At 67.4% G+C, this 14,877-nt stretch carries 15 protein-coding genes; 8 read left to right on the forward strand and 7 right to left on the reverse strand.

Going from position 1 to position 14,877, the window contains the following annotated elements; all coding sequences use genetic code 11:
- The first annotated feature begins 13 nt into the window (after positions 1–13).
- Together BDO18943_RS23825 and BDO18943_RS23830 are read left to right on the forward strand one after the other, a co-directional pair.
- Entirely contained in the window at positions 14–883 is an 870-nt protein-coding gene (locus tag BDO18943_RS23825) for a carbohydrate ABC transporter permease (protein WP_175024285.1), read from the forward strand.
- Entirely contained in the window at positions 853–1,740 is an 888-nt protein-coding gene (locus BDO18943_RS23830) for a carbohydrate ABC transporter permease (RefSeq protein WP_374101901.1), read from the forward strand. Before BDO18943_RS23825 ends, BDO18943_RS23830 begins: the two co-directional genes overlap by 31 nt.
- Before the next feature lie 32 nt (positions 1,741–1,772).
- Here BDO18943_RS23830 and BDO18943_RS23835 read toward each other — a convergent pair whose 3' ends face one another.
- Positions 1,773–2,795, reverse strand: a complete 1,023-nt coding sequence (locus BDO18943_RS23835; RefSeq protein WP_175024287.1) for a LacI family DNA-binding transcriptional regulator — start codon at positions 2,793–2,795, stop codon at positions 1,773–1,775.
- Positions 2,796–2,801: 6 nt separating this feature from the next.
- Between BDO18943_RS23835 and BDO18943_RS23840 the strand changes: the two genes are divergently transcribed.
- Positions 2,802–3,722, forward strand: a complete 921-nt coding sequence (locus tag BDO18943_RS23840; RefSeq protein ID WP_175024288.1) for a phosphatidylinositol-specific phospholipase C — start codon at positions 2,802–2,804, stop codon at positions 3,720–3,722.
- Here BDO18943_RS23840 and BDO18943_RS23845 read toward each other — a convergent pair.
- Together BDO18943_RS23845 and BDO18943_RS23850 are read right to left on the reverse strand one after the other, a co-directional pair.
- On the reverse strand, positions 3,719–4,675 hold the full coding sequence (locus BDO18943_RS23845) for an alpha/beta hydrolase family protein (RefSeq protein WP_175024289.1): 957 nt from the start codon (positions 4,673–4,675) through the stop codon (positions 3,719–3,721). The genes BDO18943_RS23840 and BDO18943_RS23845 overlap by 4 nt on opposite strands.
- A 56-nt stretch (positions 4,676–4,731) precedes the next feature.
- Positions 4,732–5,343 carry a LysE family translocator gene (locus BDO18943_RS23850; protein WP_175024290.1) on the reverse strand — a complete coding sequence of 204 codons (612 nt, stop codon included), beginning with the start codon at positions 5,341–5,343 and terminating at the stop codon, positions 4,732–4,734.
- A gap of 86 nt (positions 5,344–5,429) precedes the next feature.
- On the opposite strand from BDO18943_RS23850, the gene BDO18943_RS23855 reads away from it, so the two are divergent.
- Entirely contained in the window at positions 5,430–5,957 is a 528-nt protein-coding gene (locus BDO18943_RS23855) for a GNAT family N-acetyltransferase (protein ID WP_175024291.1), read from the forward strand.
- Between the two features lie 44 nt (positions 5,958–6,001).
- Here BDO18943_RS23855 and BDO18943_RS23860 read toward each other — a convergent pair whose 3' ends face one another.
- A complete protein-coding gene (locus tag BDO18943_RS23860) occupies positions 6,002–7,039 on the reverse strand; it encodes a LysR family transcriptional regulator (RefSeq protein WP_235996175.1) in 1,038 nt (345 codons plus the stop codon).
- On the opposite strand from BDO18943_RS23860, the gene BDO18943_RS23865 reads away from it, so the two are divergent.
- Genes BDO18943_RS23865 through BDO18943_RS23875 form a run of 3 tightly spaced genes read left to right on the forward strand, consistent with a single transcriptional unit; the run spans position 7,038 to position 10,765 of the window.
- Complete coding sequence (locus tag BDO18943_RS23865) at positions 7,038–8,225, forward strand: M20 aminoacylase family protein (protein ID WP_175024292.1); 1,188 nt, start codon at positions 7,038–7,040, stop codon at positions 8,223–8,225. The two genes, BDO18943_RS23860 and BDO18943_RS23865, sit on opposite strands and share 2 nt — an antisense overlap.
- Positions 8,226–8,285: 60 nt before the next feature.
- Complete coding sequence (locus BDO18943_RS23870) at positions 8,286–9,458, forward strand: porin (protein ID WP_175024293.1); 1,173 nt, start codon at positions 8,286–8,288, stop codon at positions 9,456–9,458.
- A gap of 14 nt (positions 9,459–9,472) precedes the next feature.
- On the forward strand, positions 9,473–10,765 hold the full coding sequence (locus BDO18943_RS23875; RefSeq protein WP_175024294.1) for an MFS transporter: 1,293 nt from the start codon (positions 9,473–9,475) through the stop codon (positions 10,763–10,765).
- Between the two features lie 97 nt (positions 10,766–10,862).
- Here BDO18943_RS23875 and BDO18943_RS23880 read toward each other — a convergent pair whose 3' ends face one another.
- The 3 genes from BDO18943_RS23880 to BDO18943_RS23890 form a co-directional block, all read right to left on the reverse strand.
- Positions 10,863–11,924: an alkene reductase gene (locus BDO18943_RS23880; protein ID WP_175024295.1), complete on the reverse strand. Its 1,062-nt coding sequence runs from the start codon at positions 11,922–11,924 to the stop codon at positions 10,863–10,865.
- A gap of 82 nt (positions 11,925–12,006) precedes the next feature.
- Entirely contained in the window at positions 12,007–12,315 is a 309-nt protein-coding gene (locus BDO18943_RS23885) for an ArsR/SmtB family transcription factor (RefSeq protein ID WP_043179776.1), read from the reverse strand.
- Positions 12,316–12,535: 220 nt separating this feature from the next.
- Positions 12,536–13,090: a TetR/AcrR family transcriptional regulator gene (locus BDO18943_RS23890; protein WP_043181322.1), complete on the reverse strand. Its 555-nt coding sequence runs from the start codon at positions 13,088–13,090 to the stop codon at positions 12,536–12,538.
- Between the two features lie 162 nt (positions 13,091–13,252).
- Here BDO18943_RS23890 and BDO18943_RS23895 point away from each other — a divergent pair, with 162 nt between their 5' ends.
- Positions 13,253–14,812: a carboxylesterase/lipase family protein gene (locus BDO18943_RS23895; RefSeq protein WP_235996176.1), complete on the forward strand. Its 1,560-nt coding sequence runs from the start codon at positions 13,253–13,255 to the stop codon at positions 14,810–14,812.
- Positions 14,813–14,877: the final 65 nt, after the last annotated feature.

Consider the following 14,877-nt stretch of genomic DNA (forward strand, 5'->3'; position numbering starts at 1 on the left):
CGGGACACAGCGCATGAAAGCCTTCGGCCGCAGCCTGCCGTTCGTCGCGCTGCTCGGGCCCGCGCTGCTGGTGCTCGCCGCGCTCGCGCTGTATCCGGTCGCGCAGGTGCTGATCGATTCGTTCTGCCAGGTCGACTATTCGGCCGGCCGCCGCGCATTCGCCGGGCTTGCGAACTATCGCGCGGTGCTCGGCGACGACGCGTTCACGGCCGGCTTCGGCAACACGCTGCGCTTCACGGTCGTCGCGTCGCTCGCCGAAGTCGCGCTGGGTTTCGGACTCGCGCTGCTGTTCGTGCGTGCGTTTCCGGGGCGGCGCATCGCGCTGCCGCTCGCGATCCTGCCGATGATGCTGTCCACGCTCGTGTGCTCGGCGATCTGGCGCAACTGGCTGAACTTCGACGGCTTCCTGAACGCGCTGCTCGCGGCGTTCGGCATCGAAGGCGTGCGCTGGCTGTCCGATCCGCATCTCGCGCTGTGGTCGCTCGCGCTCGTCGACGTATGGCAGTGGACGCCGATGGCGTTCCTGATCGTGCTCGCCGGGCTGCAGTCGATTCCGCAGGAACTGTACGAAGCCGCGCGCACCGACGGCGCGAGCGAGTGGCAGTGCCTGCGCGACATCACGCTGCCGCTCGCCGCGCCGCAGATCGGCCTCGCGCTGCTGCTGCGCTCGATCGACACGTTCAAGCTGTTCGACAAGGTCTATGCGCTGACGGGCGGCGGCCCCGGCAACGCGACACAGACGCTGTCGACCTATATCTACGACACGGGCTTCCGCTTCTTCAACGTCGGGCCGGCGAGTGCCGCGTCGGTGCTGATGCTCGCGGCGTCCGCGCTGCTGGTCTCGGGGTACGTATGGCAGACGGTTCGCAAGCGGCGCGCATGACGGCGCAACCCGCAGTCATCACGGGCGCACGAACGGGCGCCGCATTCGGTCGCGCACTGCCGTGGGCGTTGCGCATCGTCGCGCTCGCGCTGTTGCTGCTGCCGTGCCTGTGGATGGCCGGCGCGGCCTTCATGCCGACGCTCGAACGCCTCGATCATCCGTTGCGGATCTGGCCGGCCGCACCGACCTTCGAGCATTTCGCATCGGTATGGTCCAACGGCATCGGCGCGCCGCTGTTCAATTCGCTGCTGGTCGGCTTCGGCACGACGCTGCTCGCGCTGGCGCTCGCGTTTCCAGCCGCGTACGCGCTCGTGCGATTGCGGTTTCCGGCGCGGCTCGACCTGCTGTTCCTGGTGCTCGTGCTCGCGTTGAAGCTGATGCCGCCGATCACGATCGCGGTGCCGCTGTTCGCGCTCGCAAAGCGGCTGCACCTGCTCGATTCGACGCTCGGCCTGATGCTCGCGTACCAGATCTACGCGCTGCCGATGGCGATCTGGATGCTGCTCGCATTCGTGCGCGACGTGCCGATCGAATACGAGGAAGCCGCCTGCATCGACGGCGCGGGCCTGGCTCGACGGCTCGTGCAGATCGTGCTGCCGCTGTGCGCGCCGGGGCTGATCGCGACCGCGATCTTCGTGTTCATCGCCGCGTGGAACGAATTCCTGATCGCGCTGCTGTTCGTATCGACGCCGAGCCGCTTCACGCTGCCGCTCGCGATTGCCGGCTACGTGACGGAGAACGGCATCGACTGGGGCGACCTGATGAGCGCGGGGCTGATGGCGTCGCTGCCCACGCTGGCCGTGGCCGGCTACGTGCAGCGCTACCTGTTGCGCGGGTTCGCGGGCGGGCTGAAGTGACGCGCGGCAACGCCGCGCCCGATCTCCCCGTGTTACTCGCAACTGGCCCGCACCACCTGCGTGACCGGCACGACGCGCGTGCGCGACGGGCCGTCGAACGTCTGCATCCGGTCGGCGAGCAGGTCGACTGCCGCCTGCGCGAGGCCGCGCGTGTCCTGCCGGAGTGTCGTGAGCCGATACGCGTCGTATTCGGCGGCCGGGATGTCGTCGAAGCCGATCACGCGCACGTCGTCCGGCACGCGCAGCCCGAATTCGCTGCGCGCGACGTCGATCACGCCGAGCGCCAGCAGGTCCGACGAGCAGAACACGCCGTCGGGCCGCTTGCCGTTCGCGAACAGTTGCCGCGCCGCTTCGACGCCGCTCGCATGGGTGTCGGACGGCGTGTCGAGCACGTGCGCGAGCGTCGCGTCGAACGCGTCGCCGCGCCCGATCGCCTGCTCGAACGCGGTGGCGCGCGATTGCGCGCTGTAGCTCGCGCCGCGCGGCCCGACGAACGCGAGCCGGCGCGCGCCGGCCCGCACGAGCCGCTGCGCCGCATGGACGGCGCCCGCCGCGTTGTCGCTGACGACGATGTCCGCGCCCGGCAGGTTCGCCTCGCGGTTGATCATCACGACCGGGATCCGGTGTTCGAGATACTGCTGTGCAACCGACAGCGGCGGCGACGCGGATGTCATCACGAGGCCCGCGATCCGGTAGCTGAGCAACTGTTCGAGCGATTGCCGGACCTGGCGCGGATCTTCCGCGTTGGTCACGAGCGGCGTGAGCGCGCGCTGCCCGAGCGCGGCCATCAGGTCCGACAGCAGCCGCGCGCGGAACGGATTCTCGAACCCGGCCGTCACGACGCCGATCATGCTGCTGCGCTGCGTGATCATGTCGCGCGCGATCAGGTTGACCTGGTAGCCGAGCGCGCGCGCGGCGACCATCACGCGCTCACGCGTCTGCGGCGCGATGCTTGCCGTCGGCGAGAACGCGCGCGACACCGCGGAACGCGAGACGCCCGCGCGTGCCGCGACATCCGACGCCGTTACCCACGGTTTTCTTTCCTTGTCATTCATCGATTCATGATTCCTTCGAGCCACGATACGTGCACGCCGCCTGCCGACTGGATGTCGGCGCTCGACGACGCGCGGCCGCTGCATACGCTGACCCTACCGGGCAGCCATGACACCTGTGCGTATACCGTCGACGATCCGCTCGTGCGCACGCAGTGTGCGCCGCTCGATGCGCAGCTCGCGCAGGGCGTGCGGCTGCTCGACATCCGCTGCCGGCACGTGCGCGATGCGTTCGCGATTCACCACGGCGGCATCGCGCTCGGCATGACGTTCGACGACGTGCTGGTCACCTGTGCGCGTTTTCTCGATGCGCATCCGCGCGAATGCCTCGTGATGTCGGTGAAGGACGAATGGCCGGCGCACGCGTGCACACGCAGTTTCGATGCGACGTTCGACGCGCATCGCGCGCGGCACCCGCGGCTGCGCTGGCATGCCGGCGGCCCGCTGCCGGCGCTCGGCGACGTGCGCGGCGCGATCGTGCTGCTGCGGCGCTTTCGCAGCAGCCGGCCGCTCGGCATCGACCTGACCGCGTGGCCCGACAACGCGACGTTCACGATCGATCATCCCGATGGTGCGTTCGTGATCCAGGACGAATATCGCGTGCCGGTGGCCGCGTCGATCGGCTGGAAGTGGCGTGCGATCGACGCGTTGCTGACGGACCTGCCGTCGCCGGACAGCGGCCGCTGGGCGATCAACTTCTGCAGCGGGACCGGGATGGGTGCGAATCCGTCGGTGGTCGCACACGGCGACGGCAGGGTGCGAGGCATTCATGCGCGGCTGGCCGAACGGTTGCGCGTGCAGCGCGGCCCGTACGGCGCGATGCTGCTCGACTTCTGCGATGACGACGACTGGGCGCTGGTGCGCGCGCTGATCGCGTGCAACGACCAGGCACCGTCGCCGGGCGTCTGGCGCAAGACGTTTCGCTGTTAGCGGAGATTCGCGCTGAAGAACGCGAGCGCCTTCGTGTCGAGCGATTCGTGGAATGCCGCGCGATCGAATCCCTTCGCATCGGTACAGACTTCGGGCGAGATGTGCGCCAGTTGTTCGGAGCAAGGCGCGAGAAACGCGAAGTGCGCGGAGTTTGGCACGACGTGGAATTCCGGCCGTTTCGGCAACATATCGGCCAGCGCCGGGATCGTTTCCGGCTCGACGCCGTCGCCGCCCGCTTCGGACCCCCAGAGCTGGATCGGCGCGTGCACGTCCTTCAGCGTATCGGCGGTCGGGAATTCGTTCATCGGGTCGGCGATCACGTAGGCCTTGATCCGCGGATCGTGTGTCAGCGGCTGGCGTGGCACGTCGCGGTCGCGGATCTGCTTGCAGATCAGCCAGGTCGGATCCGGGCAGGCCACGTGCGCGTGCACGAAATCCGGATTGGCGCCGGCCAGCACGAGGCCCGTATAGCCGCCGCGCGAGAAACCGAAGAAGCCGATCCGCGCCGGATCGATATGCGCGGCGTCGGGCCCGTTGGCCAGCATGTAGTCGACGAGACGCTTGATGTCATCCGGGCGCTCGGCCAGCTCCCGCAGGTCGGCCGCATGGCTGATATCCGTGTGCGTGTCGCCGGGATGGTTGATCGCCGCGACGACGTAGCCCGCGTCGGCGAGCGTTTCGGCGAGATCGTGATGCCCGAAGTAGGTACCGGCATGGCCGTGCGAGATCACGACGAGCGGCAACTTGTCGCCGACGGTCGGGCAGTTGCGTTGCCCTTTCAACAGGAATGGGCCGATCGTGAGCGGTTGTGCGGGTGTCGCGCAGGGCGTCCAGATGGCCGCGCGCAGCTCCGGGCCGGCCGCGTCGGCCGGAATGCTGGCGAACTTGACGCCGGCTGCGTGCGCGACCGTGGCGGACAGGCAGAGCAGGGCAGCCGAAAGCCAGGTTTTCATGTCGATTCCCGGGGCAATGGAGGAGGCGCGGCGCGACGTGCGCCGGACAGATGCGCTCAGCGCGTCGCGATCGCCACTGCCGCACCGGCCATCGCGGTCGCGCTCGTGCGGTTGGCGATCCGCTTCGCGCGCGCCGACGTCAGGAAAGTCCGTGCGCGCGATGCAAGCAGCGACCAGAAGCAGTCGGCCAGGATCAGGACCGCGAGCATCGTGCCGACCAGTTCGGCCCATGCGGTCACGCCGACGTGCGCGAGATCGACGATGGTCGGCAGCAGCGCGAGATAGAAAACGGCGATCTTCGGATTGCCGAGCGTCACGGCCATGCCCGCGACGAACATGCGCCACGGCGACTGGCCGCGCGGCAGGTCGTCGGCGCCGGTCTCGGTCGGTGCGGTCCACATCTTCCATGCGAGGAACAGCAGGTACGCGACGCCGAGCAGCTTCAGTACGATCAGGCCCGTCTCGAACGTGCGGGCGAACGCGGACAGCCCCGCGACCGCGAGCGTGAGCCACAGCGCTTCGCCGAGCCACATGGCCGCCAGGAACGGCAGCACGTCCCGCACGCCGTTCGTCAACACGCGCGCGACCAGCGCGGCGACGCTCGGCCCGGGCGTGCCGGCGGTGACGAGCAGGGTGACAGCGAAGACGGCGAGCGCGGACAGCGTCATGACGGACCTCGTGGGCGGGCGTTCGAAACGTATGAAGTTTCGATTATAGTGACGGCCGTTCCAGACTGTCTGCCTGAGTTGCCGTCATGACTGCATCGATCCTGATCCGTCCCGCCACGCGGGAAGACGCGGCCGCGATGGCCGCCGTCGAAGTGGCTGCCGCGCAGCGGTTTCGCGAAATCGGCATGACCCACATCGCGGAAGCCGAGCCGACCGATACGGCCGCCGTGCTCGTGCGCATCGATGGCGGCCGGGCTTATGTGGCGGTCGATGCGCACGGCGCGTGCGTCGGGTTTGCGTTCTACCGGCTGCTGGATGCGCAGCGGCTTTATCTGGAAGAACTGGATGTCGCGCCGTCGCATGCCGGACAGCGGATCGGCGCGCGGCTGATCGAACAGGTGATGGCGCGCGCGGCGCAGGACGGCATCGCGGAGGTCGTGCTGTCGACGTTTCGCGAGGCGCCGTGGAATGCGCCGTACTACGCGCGCCTGGGTTTCGAGGTGCTCGACGACGCGATGCTCGACGATATGCTGCGTACCATTCGCGCGTATCACGTGTCGCTCGGGCTCGACGAGACACAGCGCGTATTCATGCGGTTGCGCGTTTCGGGCTGAGCAGGCCCGGCGAGCCATGGTGTCGGCTGCAGCCCGATTCGTTGTCAGCGCAATGCGTCGCTCCCGGTCAACGGCAGCGACGCGAACGCGGCTTCCACGTGCGCCAGAAAGTCCGAAGCGGGCCGCGTCAGTTGCAGCCCCGGCGGCGTAAGCCGGTACAACTGCAGCGGTGGCGGCGACAACGGTAGCGGCAGCGGCGTCAGCTTCTGGCCGAACACGGTTTCCGCGAGCGAGAGCCGGGTCCACGAGAAAATCGCATCGTTGGTCATCATCAGGCTGTAGAACAGCGCATACGACGTGCAGCGCGTGATGCAGCGCGGCGGGGGCAGGCCCGCGTGCGCATGCAGGTCACGGATGTACGTGGGGAAGTTGTCGCTTGCGTCGGCGTGGATCCATTCCGCGTCGCGCAGCGCCTCGAGCGATGTCGCGCCGGCGAAGCGCCCGTTCTCGCGAGTGACGAATGCGGTGTCGAACGTGCGGATCGCCTTGATGTCGACCGACTCGGCAATGGGGCCCGTGACGGCGACGAAGGCGAGATCGAGCGTGCGATTGCGCAACTGTTCCGAGAGCAGGTTGAACGTCAGTTCACGCAGTTCGCACTCGACGTTCGGCCAGTGGCGGCGGAACGCGGCGTAGGCCTCGGCAAAGCCCGTCACCGCGACGATCGGCGTGAAACCGATCACGAGCCGTCCGTCCCGCAGCCCCTTCATGTGCGCCATGTCCTCGCTCGCCCGTTCGAGCTCGCGCACGACGGCCTGGGCGCGCCCCAGCAGCGCGTCGCCTTCCGGCGTCGGCGCGACGCCCCACGGCTTGCGCTCGAGGAGCGGTACGCCGAATTCGTTCTCCAGTTCCTGGATCGCCTTGCTGATGGCCGGCTGCGTGACGTGCAGGGTCCGGGCCGCGGCCTTGATGCTGCCGGCCGTCGTGACCGCGACGAGCGCGCGCAATTGATGAATTTTCATGATGCGGAAGATATTACCAAAAGTTATCCGCATCAAAATTCGTGAGTTTTTTGACCCGAAACGCGTCTCTATGCTTGGCCGAGACGGTCGCGACGCGGCCGATTCCACGGAGCCATTCATGACGCAGAACCTTGCTCACGTACTCGCGGCAATTCGCGAGTCGGAGCCCCGATTCGTGGCGATCCGCCACGACATCCACGCCCATCCCGAACTCGGTTTCGCCGAGACCCGCACCGCGCAGCTCGTCGCCGAACAGCTCGCCGCATGGGGGTACGACGTGACGACGGGCGTGGGCGGCACGGGTGTCGTCGGCCAATTGCGGCGCGGCGCGTCGGCGCGCACGCTCGGCCTGCGCGCCGACATGGACGCGCTGCCGATCGAGGAGGCGACGGGGCTGCCGTATGCGAGCACGGTGGCGCGCACGATGCACGCGTGCGGACACGACGGCCATACGGCGATCCTGCTGGCCGCCGCTCACTATCTCGCTGAACAGGGCCGGTTCGACGGCGCGCTCAACGTGATTTTCCAGCCGGCCGAGGAAGGGCTCGGTGGCGCAAAGCGGATGATCGACGACGGCCTGTTCGAACGTTTCCCCTGTGAACGCGTGTATGCGCTGCACAACGCGCCGGGCGTGCCGGTCGGCCATTTCGCGCTGCGCTACGGGCCGATGATGGCCTCGTCCGATTCGGTGACGATCACCGTGACGGGCAAAGGCGGGCACGGCGCGATGCCGCAACTCGCGAGCGATCCGATCGTCGCGGGCGCGCAAATCGTGACCGCGCTGCAATCGATCGTCTCCCGCAACGTCGATCCGCTGAAACCGGCCGTCGTGACCGTCGGCACGTTCCATGCGGGCACCGCGCCGAACGTGATTCCGGAAACCGCGACGCTGCAGTTGTCGGTGCGTGCGCTCGATGCGGCGACGCGCGACGAAATCGAGGCGCGGATCCGCCGGATCGTCGACGCGCAGGCGCAAGCGTTCGGGATGACCGCGCAGATCGAATACCAGTCGATCTCGCGCGTCGTGGACAACGACCATGCGGCGTCGGATCTCGCGGTCGAGACGATCTCGGCGCTGGCTGGCGAGGGCGCGCTCATGCTGTTGCCCGACGGCGTGATGGGCAGCGAGGATTTCTCGTGGATGACCGAATGCGTACCGGGCTGCTACGTGCTGATCGGTAACGGCGTCGATTCCCGGGGCGGGTGTTCGGTGCACAACCCGGGTTACGACTTCAACGACACCGCGTTGAGCTGGGGGGCGGCCTATTTCGCCGGTATCGCCGAACGCTTCCTGAAGGCGGGCTGACGACGGCGCACAGGAGACGCGCCGGCCGGAGATGGATCGAATTGACAATAAGGATAGCGAATGAAGAAGCGATTTGCATTTGGCGTGGCCTGTCTCGCGCTCGGCGCAGGCAACGCGCGTGCCGTGCCCTATCAGGACGTGTTGCTGGCGGCGGTGCCCGAGTACAACGGTCGACTGACGGAGGGTGTCGCGTTGTACGGCTCGGTCGACATGGGGATCAACTACCAGACGGTCGGCGGCCATTCGCTGTGGCAGACGCAGAGCGGCGGCGAGTGGACCTCCAAATTCGGCTTCTTCGGCCGTGAGAACCTTGGTGGCGGCTGGCGCGCCGAGTTCAACCTCGAAAGCGGGTTTCTCGCGAACAACGGCGCGCAGCAGGACAAGCAGTCGACTTACAACCGGCAGTCTTGGGTCGGCCTGACGTCGGACAGCTACGGGCGGCTGCGTCTCGGCAAGCAGATCGGCACGGCGCTGCCGCTGTTCATCGACGTGTTCGGCACGGTGGGCACGAACTCGGTCTATACGTGGCTGGGCGCGGCAGCCGTGCAGACGAGCCGCGGCGTCGGCTACAACTCGGACCTCGGGCCAGGGGCGACGCAATTGCCGGCGCGCGTCGACAACGCCATCACGTACCGTACGCCGATCGTCGCGGGCACCACGTCGCTGATGCTGATGTATGCGCCGAGCAACGTGGCCGGGCGCGCGCCCACGGCGTCCGCGCAAGGCGCGCTGCTGCAGTGGTACAACGGCTCGACCTATCTGGCCGCGAGCTACAACCAGGTGTGGGGCGTCAACGGGGCAAGCACCGTGCGCAACGACCTGTACGGGCTCGGTGCTGTTTATGACACGGGGCGGATCGTGCTGTCCGCATCGTTCAACCAGTACGCGCCGAAGCTGGCCGGCGACGGCATCGCGCGCGTCTACACGGTCGGCGCGATCGTGCCGTTCGGCGTCAATGCGATTCGCGCGTCGGTCGTCTATCGCGATACGTCGGGCGTACGCGACGCGGCCGGCCAGCCGGCCAAGGACTCGGCGCTCGGCGCGATGCTCGGCTACGACTACCTGCTGTCGAAACGCACGGGCCTCTATGCGCGCGCCGGGTTCATCCGCAACTACGGCATCTCGACCGTGTTGCTGAACGGCAACCCGCTGCCGACCGAACCGGGCGGCACCGCACCGCGCACCGGGACGACACCCGTGACGCTGTCGCTCGGTATGTACCACAACTTCTGAACGGGAATTTTCCGATGCATACCCTGAATCGCACGGCCGCCGCGCCGGTCGATGCCGCGCCGCGCGTGACGCGCCGCACGGTCGTTGCGGCCGCACTCGGCAACGGGCTCGAATTCTTCGACTTCACCGTCTACAGTTTCTTCGCCGCACTGATCGGCAAGCTGTTCTTTCCCGCGTCGAGCGACGTAGGCGCGCTGATGCTGTCGCTCGCGACGTTCGGTGTCGGCTTCGTCGCGCGGCCGCTCGGCAGCGTCGCGATCGGCGCCTATGCGGACCGTGCCGGGCGCAAGCCTGCACTCGTGCTGACGGTCGCATTGATGGCGCTCGGCACCGGGATCATCGGCTTCGCGCCGACCTATGCGCAGATCGGCATCGCCGCGCCGCTGCTGATCGTCATCGGGCGCTTGCTGCAGGGCTTTTCGGCGGGGGGCGAAGTCGGCGCCGCGACGACCCTGCTGATGGAGTCGGGCGACACCGGCCGGCGCGGCGAGCGGGTGAGCTGGCAGATGGCGAGCCAGGGCGGCGCGACGCTGGTCGGCGCGTTCGTCGCGCTGACGCTGTCGCGCGCACTGTCGCCCGAGGCGCTGCACGCGTGGGGATGGCGCGTACCGTTCGTGCTCGGTCTGCTGATCGGCCCGGTCGGCTTCTATCTGCGGCGTCACCTCGACGATACGCTGCCGCACGCGGCGGCCGGCGCACCGCGCGAGCGTGCGCGCATTCCGTGGCGGCAGGTCGTGGCCGGCACGCTGCTCGTGATCGGCGGCACGTCGACCACCTATACGATCGTGTTTTTCCTGCCGTCGTTCCTGACGCTGACCGTCGGCATGCCGGCGTCGGTATCGCTGCTGTCGGGTTGCGCGGCGGGTGCCGTGCTGTTGATCGGTTCGCCGTTCGCGGGGCGGCTCGCGGATCGCGTGCGTCGTCGCAAGCGGCTGGTGGGCGTGACGTGCGTCGCGTCGGCCGTGCTCGTGCTGCCGGCGTTTTACGCGATGAGCGTGTGGCCGTCGGTGGTTACCGCGGTCGCGGTCGTGATCGTGCTGATCGGCTTGATGACGCTGTCGAGTCCCGCCGGTTTCGTGATGATTCTCGATGCATTCCGGCCCGAAGTGCGGGCGATGTCGCTTGGGATGATCTATGCGCTCGGCGTGACGATTTTCGGCGGGTTCGCACAACTGATCGTCGGTGCGATGTGGCGCGCGACCGGCAGTTTTTACGCGCCTGCGTGGTATGTGCTGGGATGCAGCGCGGCGAGCCTGGTCGGTCTGGCGTTGTTCGTGGACGCGCCCGCCGTGGACGGCAGGCGGTGAGCGGGAAGGGCGAATGCGTTGCATGCTCGCCCGGTGGGGTGCGCGACGAGCGGACGGGCGAGGCCGGTCCGTTCGTCGCACGTGGCCTGCGGTGCGATCAGGCCGCGTCGCTCAGCGCCGGGTAATCGGTGTAACCCGTTTCGCCTTCCGCGTAGAACGTCTCCGGCACCGGCCTGTTGAGCGGCGCGCCGAGTTCGAGGCGGCGCGGCAGGTCGGGGTTCGCGATGAACAGCTTGCCCCATGCGATCGCGTCGGCGCTGCCGTTCGCGAGTGCGGCCTGCGCGGTGTCGAGCGTGAACTGCTCGTTCGCGATCAGCGGGCCGCCGAACGCTTCCTTCAGGCGCGGGCTCAAGTGATCGCCCGAATACGATTCGCGCGTGAAGATGAACGCGATCTTGCGGCGGCCGAGTTCGCGCGCGACATAGCCGAACGTTGCCGCCGGATCGGAATCGCCCATCGTATGCGCGTCGCCGCGCGGTGCAAGGTGCACGCCGACACGGCCGGCGCCCCACACGTCGATCGCGGCATCGACCACTTCGAGCAGCAGGCGTGCGCGGTTCTCGACCGGGCCGCCGTACGCATCGGTGCGGCGATTGGTGCTGTCCTGCAAGAACTGGTCGAGCAGGTAGCCGTTCGCGCCGTGGATCTCGACACCGTCGAAGCCGGCGGCCTTCGCATTCTCGGCACCCTTGCGGTACGCAGCGACGATGCCCGGGATTTCGTCGAGTTCGAGTGCGCGCGGCGTCACGTACGGGCGCTGCGGGCGCACGAGGCTCACGTGGCCGCCCGCGGCGATCGCGCTCGGCGCGACCGGCAGGTCGCCGTTCAGGAACACCGGGTCGGAGATCCGGCCGACGTGCCAAAGCTGCAGCACGATGCGCCCACCGGCCGCATGCACGGCCTGCGTCACCTGCTTCCAGCCCTCGACCTGCTCGTCGGACCAGATGCCGGGCGTGTCCGCATAGCCGACGCCCTGCGGTGTGACCGACGTTGCCTCGGTAATGATCAGGCCGGCCGTTGCGCGCTCGGTGTAGTAGCGGGCCATCAGTGCGTTCGGCACGCGTGCCGCACCCGCGCGGGAGCGGGTGAGCGGCGCCATCACGATGCGGTTCGGCAGGGTCAGGTCACCGAGGGTGACGGGATCGAACAGGGTGGGCATGGCAAATAACCTCTTCACGAAAGGCGGGCAGCCGTCGCGTCATGGGCGACCGCAACCCGCATGGCCGGTTCGGCCGTGTTGGCTAGAGTTCGCGGCGCAGGGCGTCGTGAAATGCGTCGATGACGGCCTCGTTGCGCTGAAAAAACGCCCACTGGCCGATCCGCGTCGACGTCACGAGCCCCGCGCGCTGTAGCGTCGCGAGGTGCGCGGAGACGGTCGATTGCGACAGCCCGCAGCGCGCGTCGATCTGGCCCGCGCAGACGCCGTGTTCGTACGGCAGCGTCTGGTTCGGGAAATGCACGTCCGGCGTTTTCAGCCAGACAAGGATTTCCCGGCGTACGGGGTTCGAGAGCGCTTTCAGGATCGCTTCGATGTCGAGTTCGGTCGGCATGGAGAGGTGGGGTGTTTCGGTCGGGCAACCAGGTATCGTCGATGGGCGAATCTTATATCGGAATGTGACGATATGTTTGAAAGCATTGTTGCCAATGGGGTTGATAGAGAACGGCTGTCGCAGGGCATCAAGGCTGGCTGGGCCATCTGACGCCCGAGCGAACCGGTGGCTTGCCGAATCGACGCAGGGTCGGCAAGCCACCGCCGCACGTTGGCGGGCGTCAGCCGTTCGAGCGCGTCATCGCCAGCAATTCGTCGATGAATGCCTTGCGCTGCGTCGGGTCCAGCGGACGTACCCCACATACTTCATCGAACCACAATCCTTCGACGGCAAAGCGGATGATCCGCGCGGTCCGTTCCGGCAACGCGTCCCGGCTCAGCAATTCCGTCCAGCGGGCAGCGTGGCCCGCATAGACGGGGAGCAGGCTCGGCTCCAGGAGCAGGCTGCCGATCACGGCCGACAAGCTTCTGCCCTGGAGCGCTTGCTCGGAGCTTGCGATGATGTACGCGCGGGTCCAGGCCCCGGGCTGGCCGTCCGCCAGTGCGGCGTCGGTCACGGCCTGCTCGAAGGTGGTCGCTTCGAAATGCAGCAGCCCTGCGAGGAGTTCCGACTTGCTCGAGAAGTGATAGAGCAGCCCCCCCTTGCTGATGCCTGCAACTGACGCGGCCTCGGCAAGGGTTAATCCCAGGATGCCTTTGTCCTGCAGGATTTTTCGTGAGGCTTCGAATATTTTTCTCTTGGTGTCGCCAATTTCGCTATCAATATTCTCGTTCATCGGGAATTGCGCGGAAAATGCACCGAAATAAGCCGTACCGGCTGGACGGTGCATTATACAAATTCCCTTTGCCATTTTTTTTGAGTTCGGTACTGTACCGGCTGGACGGTATACATCACGTCAACGAACCTCGAACCCCTCTACCCGGGCATGGATAGAACGATGAACGAACATGCAAGCCTCTCCACGATCGACGACTGCATCGCGCGCCGCGATGGCGTGCTGACGCTTCCGCAGGGCAGTATCCGCGGCAGCTGCAACGATGGCATCTGTCGATTTCTTGGCATTCCTTACGGAAAGGCTGCGATCGGCGACTTGCGGTTCAGGCCGCCCGTGCCGGCGCCAGCATGGGACGGAATCCGCGATTGCCGCGGCTACGGCGATGCGTGTCCGCAGGTCAACGACGACTTGCCCGCATGGCAGTTCGATGGAGACCACTCGGCGGACTGCCTCAATCTCAACGTCTGGACGCCTGCGTCGGCGGCGCCCGGCGATCGCTTGCCGGTGATGGTGTGGTTGCATGGCGGGGCCTATCTGTCCGGGTCCGCCAACCTGCCCCTGTACGACGGACGCGTGCTCGCCGAGCAGGAGCAGGTGGTGGTCGTGTCGATCAACCATCGCCTCAACGTCTTCGGTTACCTGCATTTCGGCGATCGGGGCGACAGCCCGTCGACTGCTGCGAACGTGGGGCAGCAGGATATCGTGCTGGCGCTCGAATGGATTGCGGCACACATCGGTGCGTTTGGCGGCGATGCAGACAACGTGACGCTGTTCGGCGAATCGGGCGGTGGCGGGAAGATCTGCGCGCTCACGATGATGCCGTCGGCCGAGGGCCTGTTTCACAAGGCGATCGTCCAGAGCGGGGCCTTTCTCACCATGCTGTCGCGAGCGCAGGCACAGGTCAGGGCCGACGCATTCCTGTCGATGCTTGGCGCCGACATCGGCGCACTCGATGCGATCAGCGACGAACTGGCGCTTGCGGCCGCGCGCCGCCTGATCGACCGGTACGGCTATACCGCGTTCTGGCCCGTCGACGACGGTGTCGTCATCGATGCGTCGAGCATCCCGCGCGCATCGGTGCCGATGATGATCGGCACGACCCGGCACGAGTCGGCGTACTTCCTGCCCCCGCAGCTGCTCGCGCACGGCCCGCTCGAGCCGGTCGGCTACCGCGATGCGCTGGAGGACGGCCTGAGGCCATTCAGCATCGGCCCGGACGATGCGCGGGCAGCGGCTGACGTCGCATCGCGTACGCGTGCGATACCGCCTCGCTCGATCGGCCGGGACCTGACCGACGTCCTGTTCTGGAAGCCCGCGGTCGCGCTGGCGGAACGCAACAGCCGGCATGCGAACACGTTCATGTACCGGTTCGACTGGGCATATCCGTGCTGCGGCGGCCATTACTCGATTCACGGCGCCGAAATCCCGTTCGTGTTCGGCATGCTCGACTACCCATCGCCGGCCTGGGATGACGCCGATCTCCCGAACGCGCGGTATTCGGGCGACACGCCTGGCGAGCGGTTCGGCCTGGCTGCACGCGTGCAGCGTGCGTGGGCCGATTTCGCCCGATACGGCGATCCGTCCGCCAGCGGCGTGTCGGTGTGGCCGCGCTACACACCGGAGGCGCGTGCGACACGGATTTTCGACCGGGTCTGCCGCGTCGAGGAGGATCCGGATGCCGAACGCCGGCGGGCGCTGTTCGCCGCGCGCGCGGGCACGTGACACACTCATCATCGACAAGGAGAAGACATGGAGACGTCAGCGGTAACCTCGGAATCCTCATCCAC

The sequence above is a fragment of the Burkholderia aenigmatica genome (assembly GCF_902499175.1).
Lineage (GTDB): Bacteria > Pseudomonadota > Gammaproteobacteria > Burkholderiales > Burkholderiaceae > Burkholderia > Burkholderia aenigmatica.